Consider the following 11120-nt stretch of genomic DNA (forward strand, 5'->3'; position numbering starts at 1 on the left):
GTGCACGGGCCGGCCGCCGACCTCGACCGAGCGCAGCCGCCAGCCGGAGGGGAGGGACGCGTCGGGCACCGCCCGATCCTGGCACCCGGCGCGGCCGTCCGCGCGGCCGGGCCCCGCACCGGCCCGGCACAGGGCTGCCACACTGGGCGCGTCGGCGAGCGGTGGACGAGAGGGGCGCGGGGACGTGCAGCAGGCGCGGCAGCAGGGCACCGGCGGTGACGCGGCCCCGACCCGGCGCGGCGGGCCGGCGCGGTGGTGGGCGACCGCGATCGGCACGGCGCTCGTGCTGTCCGTCGCGGCGCTCGCGGTCTGGTTCGCGACCGGGGCCGAGCGCGTCGTCGGGGCGCCGGTGGTGGGCTGGGCGGCGGGCGCGACGGCCGAGGAGCTCGTCGTGACGGTGCAGTCCGGCGGGTGCCTGCACGACGAGCGCGTCGCGGTCCGGGAGACCGCGGACCGCGTGGAGGTCTCCGGCTCGGCGCGCCTGCCGGGAGGCGACGTCGCCTGCACCGCGGACATCCGGGAGGTCCCCGTCACCGTCCGCCTCGCCCGGCCGCTCGGCGAGCGCGTCGTCGTGACCCCCGACGGCGCGGAGGTGCCCGAGCGAGCGGTGGCCGGCGCCGGCTGACCCGGCCCGGGCGCGCCCCGCGACCCGCGCCCCCAACCCCGCGGGCACCGGCAGGCGTTGTCCTGGTGTTGGTCGGGTCGAACGAGGGGAAGTGCAGTGCCAGGACGGTGGGAGGGCCTGCTCGAGCAGGTGGTGCGCGAGCGCTACCCGCGCCTCGTCGCCCACGCCACGCTCGTGTCCGGATCGAGTGCCGATGCGCAGGACCTGGTCCAGGACGCGCTGATCACGGTGTTCTCGGGACGCGCACGGTTCACCACGGCCGCTCAGGCCGAGGCGTACCTGCGCCGGACCATCGCGTCGCGTGCGGTCGACGAGCACCGGCGCAGGGCGCGGCAGCGCAAGGTGATGGACCACGCGGCGGGCCTCGCGGTGCCGCCGCCGGAGGTCGAGGCGCGGGGGCCCGGCGCGGACGTCGTCGCGGCGCTCGCCCTGCTCAGCCCGCGGGAGCGTGCGTGCGTGGTCCTGCGGCAGATGGACGACATGTCGGTGCACGACACCGCGGTGACGCTCGGCCTCAGCGAGGGCGCGGTCAAGCGGTACACGGCGGACGGGATCGCGCGGCTGAGCGCCGCACTGGGGACGACGACCACGCCGGACGGCCCGGACGAGCGCATCGCGGTGCGCCCCGTGCCGCTGCGGCCGCAGGAAGGAGGAGCACGATGAGCTCGGAGCTGGACGCCCTGCTGGCACGTGCCGCAGGAGAGATCGAGGGCTCGACGGGCCCGCTGGGCGGCACGGCGCTCGCCCAGGTGCGGCGCCGGGTGCACCGCCGTCGCGTCGTGCGGCACGTCGGGGAGTCCGTCGCCGGCGTCGCGGCCGCCGGGGTGGTCGGCACCGCGGTGTGGCTCGGCAGCGACCGCGCGCCCACGCCGCCGGCGTCCCCGACGCCGACCGTCACGAGCCCGGCTCCCACGGCCGAGCCGACGCCCGACCGGACGCCGACGGCGCCCGCCGGACCGGTGGAGCGGGCGGCGAGGCTGGACGACGCCGACGTGGTGGCGCACCTGGCGAACCCGCGCACCGGCGAGACGTGGCACGCGCCGGAGCAGGCCCCGGCCGACGTCACGGCGCTGCTGGGCTCGATCTCGGGGCTCAACACGGTGCTCTCGGTGGGTCAGCGCGGCGACGCGACGATCTACGCGGTGGTGCTGGGCGACCGGCAGTCGGCGGACATCACGGCCGACCCGGCGTTCGCGGCGAGCGTCCTGCTGTTCGAGGTCGACGCGGACGGGGCCCGGATGATCCTGTGCCCGAGCGCCCGCACGGGCGACCGCTGCCAGAGCGGCGACACGTACGGCGTGCCGGACGGCGTCGAGCTGGACGAGGACACGTTCTACGACTCGCTGACCCTGCCCTCGCGGATCACGGTCGGCGACTGGACCGCGTCGACGGCAGCCACCCGCGACGAGGCGTTCGGGACGGTGTACGGCGACGGTGCGGCCATGGTCGGGGCCTCGGTCCAGACGAGCGCCGTCGCGGAGCTGGGCGCCTCGGCGCTCGTCGAGATCCGCACGCCGGGCGCTCTCGGCACGACGAACGTGGCGTACGCGGTGGCGTCGCCGTTCGGCTCGCTGCGCGTGCTGTCCGAGCGGGACCTGCCCGGCGGCGACCTCGCGGACATCACCTGGTCGGACGGCGTGAAGGCGCCCGACGACGACGTGCTGGCCCGCTCGCCCGGCGCGCCGCGCTGCACCAGCGCGACGGTGTTCGGCCTGGTCGACGCGCTCGACGCCTCGGCGTGGACCCCCGGCGGCACCACGTCGGACGGCGCCACGGTGTACGTGCCGACGGGTGCGGGCCTCACGTTCGCGAAGCAGGTGCGCGACCACCAGGAGAAGCAGTCCGGGACGATCGCGGACGGCGGCGCGGAGGTGACCGGCGCGGACGCGTACGGCATCGGCGAGCAGGAGTTCCTGGCCGGCCACGGCGTCTACGCGGTCGACGGCCCGGACGGGCAGCGGCTCGTGGCGCTGCGGTCGGACATGGCGCAGGTCGTGTTCGAGTGCGTGTGACGTCCTGACGTCGCACGTCACGACGAGGGGCCGGGCAGCAGGGGAGCAGAGGCAGCACGGTCCGGACGGCCGGTCCACCGGCGGGGTGAGCAGGGGCACCCCGGCGGCGGGCCGGCCGTCGCCGTGCGTCAGGACCGGTCGAGCGCGACCCCGGCGCGCGCCAGGTCGGTCAGCGCCGCGACGGTCGTGGGCGCCGCCACGGCGGCGGTGAGGTCGGTGAGCACACGGACGTCGAACCCGGCGCCGCGAGCGTCCAGCGCCGTGGCGCGCACGCAGTGGTCGGTGGCGAGGCCCACGACGTCGACCTGCGTCACGCCGCGGGCGCGCAGCAGCTCGGCCAGCGCCGTCGGGCCGGAGTCGGCGAGCGCCGTGCCCTCGAACCCGGAGTAGTCCTGCCGCCCGTCCCCCTTGACCACGTGCACCGTGTCGCCGGGCAGCCGCAGCGCGGGGTGGTACGCGGCCCCGGCGGTCTCCTGCACGCAGTGCACCGGCCAGGTGGTCACGTAGTCGGGCTCCTCGTCGAGGGCGAAGTGCCCGGCGTTCGTGTCCGGCGGCGGCCGGTGCCAGTCCTGGGTCGCGACGACGACGGCGTACGCGTCGCCCCGCTCGTCCAGGAGCTCGGTGATGCGCCCGGCGACGGCGGCGCCGCCGGCCACCGCCAGCGCCCCGCCCTCGCAGAAGTCGTTCTGCACGTCGACGACGATGATCGCGCTGCTCATGGGTCCATCGTGCCTCGTCCGCCGGCCGCGCGGAGGTCGGCGGCGGGCGGCGCGTAGGGGAGACTGGTCCGGTGATGGACGCGACGACGCGACGGCCGGCCCGCCCCCTCGAGCCCCGGTGCGACCGGTGAGCGCCCGCCGCACGGTGGCCCGCGCGTTCTGGGCCCTCAGCCGCTGGACGCTGCGCACCGAGCGCGTGCCGCAGGACGGCGCCGGGATCCTCATCGGCGCGCCGCACACCTCCAACTGGGACTTCGTCTTCATGCTCGGGATCGCCGGCGAGGCGGACCTGCCGATCCGGTGGCTCGGCAAGCGGGAGCTCTTCCGCGGGCCGGCCGGGCCGCTCATGCGGGCGCTCGGCGGCATCCCCGTGGACCGGCGCGACCCGTCCGGGCTCGTCGCCGACCTCGTCGCCCGCGTGCGGGCGGGGGAGCGGTTCTACCTCGTCGTGACGCCCGAGGGGACCCGCTCCGGCTCGGGGTGGAAGTCGGGCTTCTACCGGATCGCGCGGGAGACGGGCCTGCCGGTCACCCTCGGCTACGTCGACCGGACGACGATGACCACGGGGCTCGGGCCGACGCTGGAGCTCACCGGCGACGTCGCGGGCGACATGGACCGCATCCGCGCGTTCTACGCCGACAAGGCCGGCGTGCGGCCGCACAAGCGGACCGAGCCGCGGCTGCGCGACGAGTCCGGGACGACCGACCGGCCCGCCTGAGGCGCGGCGCGTCCCCGTCCCGCCGGGCTGCGCCGTGTCGGTGCCGGCGGGCAGGATCGTCGCGTGACCTCGATCGACGTCGCCCAGCGCCGGGCGCGCCTGGCCCGCCGCCACCTGCTCGCCGGCCCGCCGTCGCCCGACGTGGAGGCGGCGGCCGCCGCGATGGTCTGCCTGCACGCGACCGACCCGGCGGGGCTGTTCCTGTCGGCGTGGGCGCGCGTGGCCGGCTTCAAGGTCGGCGACTTGGAGCGGGCGATGTACACCGACCGGACGCTGGTCAAGCAGCTCGCCATGCGCCGCACGCTCTTCGTCTTCCCGCGTGCGGACCTGCCCGTGGCGCTGGCCGGCGCGAGCGCGCGGGTCGCGCGCACCGAGCGCGCGCGGCTGGCGAAGACGGTCGAGGCCGAGGGGATGGCGGCCGACGGCGAGGCGTGGCTCGCCCGCGCGTCGGCGGAGGTGCTCGCCGAGCTCGACCGCGAGGGCCCGCTCAGCGCCGCGGCGCTGCGGGCACGCGTGCCGCACGTCGAGGCGGCGGTCGAGCACTCCCAGGGCAAGGCGTACGCCGGGCGGTTCGCGGTCGTGGGGCGGGTGCTCACGGTGCTGAGCGCCGAGGGGCGGGTGATGCGGGTCGCGAACGAGGGGCGGTGGACGTCCTCGCGCCCCCTGTGGGGGACGACCGAGCGGGTGATCGGGCCGCAGCCCGCGCTGGACGAGGACGCCGCCCGGGCGGAGCTCGTCCGGCGGTGGCTGCGCACCTTCGGCCCGGGCACCGAGGCGGACGTGCGGTGGTGGCTGGGCTCGACCCTCACCGCGGTGCGCCGCTCGCTCGCCGACCTCGGCGCCGTGGAGGTCGACCTCGACGGCCGCACGGGCTGGGTGCTGCCCGACGACACGGAGCCGGTCGAGCCCGTCGAGCCGTGGGCGGCGCTCCTGCCGGCCCTGGACCCCACCGTCATGGGCTGGTCGGAGCGCGACTGGTACGTGGGCCCGTACAAGGCGCAGGTGTTCGACTCCGTGGGCAACGCCGGGCCGACGGCCTGGTGGGACGGGCGCATCGTCGGCGGGTGGGACATCGCCCCGTCCGGCGAGGTCGAGGTGCTGCTGCTCGAGGACGTCGGGGCGGAGGCCAGGGCGGCGATCGACGCCCGCGCCGAGGAGCTCACGCGGTGGCTCGCCGGCACGCCCGTGGTCCCTCGGTTCCCCTCCTCGCTGACCGCCACGCTCCGCGCCGCGCGCTCCTGACGCCCGGGCTCGCGCCCGCCCTCGCGCCGCGCCGGTCCTGAGGCGCCCGCGCGCGCCCGATCGATGTCACGAGTTGTTATGACGGCGTTCGTCTGTCACGAGAAATGTGACCCGTTATCCCTGGTGAGCCCGTCGAATCGTTTCGCGCGTGGTGATGGGCGTCACGACTCCTCTTGACCGTGCCGTTCACTTGCGGTTAGCGTCATTCCGGGGGGATTAGTACGCAGTCCTTACATATTCGCCCGACGAGCGAGCACTCGAAGGAGAGCAACCGCATGGGAACTGCTGGACCCACCTCCACCGCGTCGGCACGATGGCGTGATCGACGCGTCGCCGTGATCGCGTTCGCCCTCGCGAGCGCCCTGGTCGCCAGCCTGGTGATCTTCATGCCCTCGAGCGCGAAGGCCGCCGGGACGTTCACCGCGACCTTCACCTCCGCCGGCGACTGGGGCACCGGCCACCAGGTGAACGTCACGGTCACCAACGGCAGCACCAGCTCCGCGGCCGCGTGGACCCTGGAGTTCGACCTCCCGGCGGGGACGACCATCTCGAGCAGCTGGGACGCCGACGTCACGCGCAACGGCAACCACTACACCGCCAAGTCGAAGAGCTGGGCCGGGCCGTTCGCGCCCGGCGCCTCGCAGACCTGGGGCTACATTGCCTCCGGCGCCTTCAAGGCGCCGACCGGCTGTACGGTCAACGGCGCCACGTGCGCCGGCGGCGGCACCCCGACGTCCACCCCGACGACGACGCCGACCACGACCCCGACGACCACCCCGACGCCGACGGTCACGCCGACGCCGACGCCCACGGCGACCAACCCGGCCGGCAAGCGCGTCGTCGGCTACTTCACCGAGTGGGGCATCTACGGCCGCGGCTACCTGCCGAAGAACATCGCGACCAGCGGCTCGGCCTCGAAGCTCAACACCATCCTGTACGCCTTCGGCAACACCACGGGCGGCCGCTGCACCATCGGCGACTCGTACGCGGACTACGACAAGGCGTTCACCGCGGCGGAGAGCGTCGACGGCGTCGCCGACACGTGGGACCAGCCGCTGCGCGGCAACTTCAACCAGCTGCGCAAGCTGAAGGCGGCGAACCCCGGCCTCAAGGTCATCTGGTCGTTCGGCGGCTGGACCTGGTCGGGCGGCTTCACGGAGGCGGCGAAGAACCCGGCCGCGTTCGCCGAGTCCTGCTACAACCTCGTCGAGGACCCGCGCTGGGCCGACGTGTTCGACGGCATCGACGTCGACTGGGAGTACCCGAACGCGTGCGGCCTGTCGTGCGACAGCAGCGGCCCGCAGGCGTTCAACAACGTCATCACGGCGCTGCGGAACAAGTTCGGCTCCAAGAACCTCGTGACGGCGGCCATCACGGCCGACGGCTCGAACGGCGGGAAGCTCGACGTCACGGACTACGCCACCGCGATCCAGAAGCTCGACTGGGTCATGCCGATGACGTACGACTACTTCGGCGCGTTCAACCCGCAGGGCCCGACCGCACCGCACTCGCCGCTGACGTCCTACTCGGGCATCCCGCAGGCCGGCTTCAACTCCGAGGCCGCGGTGAACAAGCTCATCAGCAAGGGCGTCCCGGCCTCGAAGATCCTGCTCGGCATCGGCTTCTACGGCCGCGGCTGGACGGGCGTGACCCAGTCCGCCCCCGGTGGCTCGGCCACCGGTGCGGCTCCGGGCACGTACGAGGCGGGCATCGAGGACTACAAGGTCCTCAAGACGAAGTGCCCGGCGACCGGCACGGTCGGCGGCACCGCGTACGCCTACTGCGGCAACCAGTGGTGGAGCTACGACACCCCCGCGACCATCGGCACCAAGATGACGTGGGCGAAGAACAAGGGCCTGGGCGGCGCCTTCTTCTGGGAGCTGTCGGGCGACACCAGCAACGGGGAGCTCATCAGCGCGCTCTCCAACGGGCTCCGGTGACCTGACCGGAGACCCCCACGGGCGGGGCCCCGGGTCGTACCAGCGGGAGGACGACCCGGGGCCTCACACACCACGGCGGCGGCGGGAGCCGCGTCAGCCGACGGGACGAGCGGGCCGACGCCCGGCGTGCACCGCCGCGAGACGGTGCATTGTCCGGGCCGTCGGTCCGCTCGGCCGCGCCCTTCCGTGCGTCATTTCCGGCGCATTCCTCGAACGCGCCGGCCGAGATCTCCGTCGCCTTTTCCGCGGCCGGCGAGTCACGACGCGCGCCGGAGTGCGCGCGTGACCGCGGGACGTCTCCCGTGCTCCGGCGGCGGAGTTGACCGTGTCCGACTTGTCCGGTTACGGTGCGTGCCGGGGAGGGGCCGGAGCGCCGGGCTGACTCGTGTCAGCTGGAGCGGTCCGTGAGTCGCCGTCGACGTCCCTGGAGGAGCCGTCCCCGTGCCAGCCGAGGAGTCCGTGAGCGTGGAGCAGGTGCTCGTGAGCCCGTTCGCCGCGCTCGCCGCCCGCACCCGCGTGCTGCGTGCCGCCGCCGTGCGGCCGGCAGCCGACCGGGCGGCGGGCGCCGTCGTCGGCGCGGATCCCGTCGTCCCCGTGCAGCAGCGCCGGCGGGCGCTGTGCTGCCACGACGGCTCGGGCGTGCCGGGCACCGGGCCGGGGAGGCTCGTCGCGCGCTGACCAGCCTGCCGGGCGGCGCCCGGCCACGAGCGCGCCGCGCTCCACGAAGCCGGCCCCGGGTCGTACCAAGCGGGAGGACGACCCGGGGTCTTCGTGCGTCCGGGCCCCGGCACGGCGAGCCGGGCCTCGCCCGGACGCGCCGGACGGGCGCCGCGCTCACGTTCGTCGAGGTGCGGTGCTCGGACGCCGCCCTGCACCGCCGCCGGCTGGAGGCGCGACGCCGTCCGCTCGTCGGGCTCCCGGAGCCGACCTGGGCGCAGGTCGAGGACGTCCGCCGCGCCTACGCGCCCTGGGCGGCGACTCCGGTGCAGGTCGACTCGGTGCGGCCGCTCGCCGAGCTCGTGGACCACGTGCTGGCGCGACTCTCCGCCTAACGTTGTTTTGCGCTCGGTCACGTAACTTCTTGCAGGCACCGGTGAACTCTTGTCGTCCGGTTTGTCTCTCCCTACCGTGGGTGCTCCATGCGGCGCGGCGCCCTCGCCCGCCGTCCCGGAGTCGCAAGGAGGCGTCCCCGTGACGAGCACCCCCGCCCCCACCACCCAGGCCGGGCCACCCGGCCCCGACCGCCCCGCGGCGCCGCCGCCGCGACGCGACGGGTCTCGACCATCACCGCCCTCGCCGTCCTCGTCACGGCCGTCGCCGCGCCGGCGGTCGCGTCGTCGCCCGCCCGTGGTCGCGGCGACGCCCCGAGGCCCGGGGTCGAGACCGTCGCCGGCATCGACCCGAGCCTGCTCCTGGGTCGCGGCGCCGACGTGGCGTACGTCGAGCAGGAGGCGGAGAACGCCGCCTACACCGGCGCGCTCGTCGGCCCCGACCGGGACGCGTTCACGTTCGCCTCGGAGGCGTCGGGACGCACCGCCGTCGAGCTGGAGCCCGGGGAGCACGTCCGGTTCACGCTGACGCGCGACGCGAACGCACTGACCGTCCGGTACGCGCTGCCGGACGCCCCGCGCGGCGGCGGCCTGAGCGGCACGCTCGACCTCACGGCCGCCGGGGTCTCCCGCAGCGTGCCCGTGACGTCCCGCTACTCCTGGCTGTACAACCAGTACCCGTTCACCAACGACCCGACCGCCGGGCTCCTGCACCCCGACTGGTGGGTCGCCGAGTGCGGGTGCGTGCCCGCGCAGACGACCCCCGCCCCGGTCTTCGACACCCCCTTCCGGCCGTCGCACGCCTACGCGGAGCAGCGGGTGCTGCTCGGACGCACCGTCCGGGCGGGCGGCACGGTGACCCTCACGCTCCCGCGGCGCTCGGCCCTGCCGTGGGCGGTCATCGACCTCGTCGACCTCGAGAAGGTGGGCCCGCCCCAGGCCGCGCCGCGCGGCGCGGTCAACGCCTGGCTCCTCGGCGCGGACCCCACCGGCCGTCGCGACGCCGCGCGGCCGCTGCGCCAGGCCGTCGCGCTCGCGAAGAAGCTCGACCGGCCCGTGTACGTGCCCCCGGGCACCTACCGGCTGAGCGAGCACCTCGTCGTCGACGACGTGACGATCGCCGGCGCCGGCAGCTGGTACACCGTCTTCCGGGGTCGCGAGGTCGCGCTCAGCGAGCCGGCGCCCGACGGCTCGACGCACACGGGCGTCGGGTTCTACGGCAGGCCGGCGGCGCAGGGCGGCAGCCACGACGTGCACCTGCGCGACTTCGCCATCGTCGGCGACGTGGCCGAGCGGATCGACGACGACCAGGTCAACGGCATCGGCGGCGCCATGAGCGACTCGTCGATCAGCGGTCTGTACATCAAGAACACGAAGGTCGGCCTGTGGTTCGACGGGCCGATGTCGAACCTGCGGGTGGAGCGCAACGTGGTGGTCGACCAGATCGCCGACGGGCTGAACTTCCACCGCGGCGTCACCGACTCGGTGGTGCGGGACAACGTCTTCCGGAACACCGGCGACGACGCGCTCGCGTCCTGGTCGCAGGACGTGCCGAACGCACGCAACGTGTTCGACTCGAACACCATCCAGGTGCCGACGCTGGCCAATGGCATCGCGCTCTACGGCGGCACCGACCTCACGGTGTCGAACAACGTCGTGGCCGACCCGGTGCGCGAGGGCAGCGCCCTGCACCTCGGGTCCCGGTTCGGGGCGACGCCCTTCGTGGGCACCATCAGCGTGCGGGACAACACGACCGTCCGCGGCGGCCCGCTCGAGCCGAACTGGAAGATCGGGACCGGGGCGCTGTGGGTCTACGCGCTCGAGCGCTCGATCGACGCCGACGTGCAGGTCGTCGGCGACCACTTCCTCGACAGCACCTACAACGCCGTGATGCTCGTGGCGGAGTGGGGCGTCAAGGACCAGTACTCCATCGAGAACGTGCACCTGCGGGACGTGCGGATCGACGGCACCGGGACGAACGCGATCAGCGCCCGGGCGATGGGGTCGGCGACGTTCGAGAACGTCGACGCCCGGAACCTGGGGTCGTACGGCGTGAACAACTGCGGCGCGTTCCACTGGGACTGGGAGCACGGCTCGGAGTTCACGCTCGTCGACCTCGGCGGCAACGACGGGACCAGCGGGAACCCGTGGGACGCGTCGACGAACAACTGGCTCACGCGGTTCACCCCGAACACCATCACCTGCAACGACACGCCCCCGGTCGTCGCGCCACCGGCTCCCTCGCCGTGGCAGCAGCCGGTGGGCTGAGCGCACCCGCGCTCGCGGCGCGGCCCGGGGTGCGTCCCGGGCCGCGCCGTCTCACCCAGCGGTCACGCGGGTTGCGACCCGCGCGGCGACCTGCGCACGGTGGAGGCGTCCGCACGACGTCCGGTCGCCTCGACGGCGGCCGGGCGCACCCGGCCGGTACGAGAGGAGCACCCATGCTCACCCTGACCGAGAACGCCACCAGCGCCGTCCGCACGCTCACCGAGCAGGCGGGCCTGCCCGACGACACCGGGGGTCTGCGCATCGCCGGCGAGGAGTCGGGCGGGTTCGGGCTCGCGATGGTCCCCGAGGCCGTCCCGGGCGACGACGTCGTCTCGGCCGACGGCGCGACGGTCTACCTCGACGCGAGCTCGTCGCTCGCGCTCGCGGGCCAGTGCCTGGACGTCGAGCCGACCCCGACCGGGTCGAGCTTCACGCTGTCCCCGCAGGCCTGACGGGAGCGCCCCGGGACGGGGCCCCTGGGGCGAAGGGCGCGGTCCGCACGGGCCGCGCCCTTCGTCGTGGCTGCGGCGCCGGGCCGGCCGCCCGG

General features: G+C 75.1%; 11 protein-coding genes. 10 read left to right on the plus strand and 1 reads right to left on the minus strand.

Annotated features, from left to right (window positions below):
• Positions 1-184 precede the first annotated feature (184 nt).
• The 3 genes from HGCM_RS07175 to HGCM_RS19370 all read left to right on the plus strand — a co-directional run bounded on the left by HGCM_RS07175 (position 185) and on the right by HGCM_RS19370 (position 2637).
• Entirely contained in the window at positions 185-625 is a 441-nt protein-coding gene (locus HGCM_RS07175; protein WP_019136172.1) for a hypothetical protein, read from the plus strand.
• 96 nt (positions 626-721) lie between these two features.
• Positions 722-1288, plus strand: a complete 567-nt coding sequence (locus tag HGCM_RS07180) for an RNA polymerase sigma factor (RefSeq protein WP_019136173.1) — start codon at positions 722-724, stop codon at positions 1286-1288.
• A complete protein-coding gene (locus tag HGCM_RS19370; RefSeq protein ID WP_019136174.1) occupies positions 1285-2637 on the plus strand; it encodes a hypothetical protein in 1353 nt (450 codons plus the stop codon). Before HGCM_RS07180 ends, HGCM_RS19370 begins: the two co-directional genes overlap by 4 nt.
• Positions 2638-2765: 128 nt before the next feature.
• On the opposite strand, the gene HGCM_RS07190 is transcribed toward HGCM_RS19370, so the two are convergent.
• Positions 2766-3356, minus strand: a complete 591-nt coding sequence (locus HGCM_RS07190) for an isochorismatase family protein (RefSeq protein WP_019136175.1) — start codon at positions 3354-3356, stop codon at positions 2766-2768.
• Positions 3357-3483: 127 nt separating this feature from the next.
• Between HGCM_RS07190 and HGCM_RS07195 the strand changes: the two genes are divergently transcribed.
• The 7 genes from HGCM_RS07195 (at position 3484) to HGCM_RS07225 (ending at position 11025) form a co-directional block, all read left to right on the plus strand.
• Positions 3484-4074 (plus strand): 1-acyl-sn-glycerol-3-phosphate acyltransferase, encoded by a 591-nt coding sequence (locus HGCM_RS07195; RefSeq protein ID WP_040399576.1) that lies wholly within the window; start codon positions 3484-3486, stop codon positions 4072-4074.
• A 63-nt stretch (positions 4075-4137) separates the two neighbouring features.
• Positions 4138-5316, plus strand: coding sequence for a winged helix DNA-binding domain-containing protein (locus HGCM_RS07200; protein ID WP_019136177.1), 1179 nt, complete (start codon positions 4138-4140; stop codon positions 5314-5316).
• A gap of 335 nt (positions 5317-5651) precedes the next feature.
• Positions 5652-7256, plus strand: a complete 1605-nt coding sequence (locus HGCM_RS07205; protein ID WP_019136178.1) for a glycosyl hydrolase family 18 protein — start codon at positions 5652-5654, stop codon at positions 7254-7256.
• A gap of 441 nt (positions 7257-7697) precedes the next feature.
• Entirely contained in the window at positions 7698-7934 is a 237-nt protein-coding gene (locus HGCM_RS07210; RefSeq protein WP_019136179.1) for a hypothetical protein, read from the plus strand.
• Between the two features lie 170 nt (positions 7935-8104).
• Complete coding sequence (locus HGCM_RS20185) at positions 8105-8308, plus strand: hypothetical protein (protein WP_019136180.1); 204 nt, start codon at positions 8105-8107, stop codon at positions 8306-8308.
• A gap of 378 nt (positions 8309-8686) precedes the next feature.
• Positions 8687-10573, plus strand: coding sequence for a glycosyl hydrolase family 28-related protein (locus tag HGCM_RS07220; protein ID WP_246119440.1), 1887 nt, complete (start codon positions 8687-8689; stop codon positions 10571-10573).
• 173 nt (positions 10574-10746) lie between these two features.
• Entirely contained in the window at positions 10747-11025 is a 279-nt protein-coding gene (locus tag HGCM_RS07225; RefSeq protein WP_019136182.1) for a HesB/IscA family protein, read from the plus strand.
• The last annotated feature ends 95 nt before the right edge of the window (positions 11026-11120 follow it).

It is taken from the genome of Cellulomonas massiliensis JC225 (assembly GCF_000312005.1).
GTDB classification, from domain to species: Bacteria; Actinomycetota; Actinomycetes; order Actinomycetales; family Cellulomonadaceae; genus Cellulomonas; species Cellulomonas massiliensis.

Excerpts from the sequence above, each read along its gene's own strand:
- HGCM_RS07225 (WP_019136182.1), top strand. The coding sequence starts at position 10,747 with ATGCTCACCCTGACCGAGAACGCCACCAGCGCCGTCCGCACGCTCACC.
- HGCM_RS07190 (WP_019136175.1), bottom strand. The coding sequence starts at position 3,356 with ATGAGCAGCGCGATCATCGTCGTCGACGTGCAGAACGACTTCTGCGAG.
- HGCM_RS19370 (WP_019136174.1), top strand. The coding sequence starts at position 1,285 with ATGAGCTCGGAGCTGGACGCCCTGCTGGCACGTGCCGCAGGAGAGATC.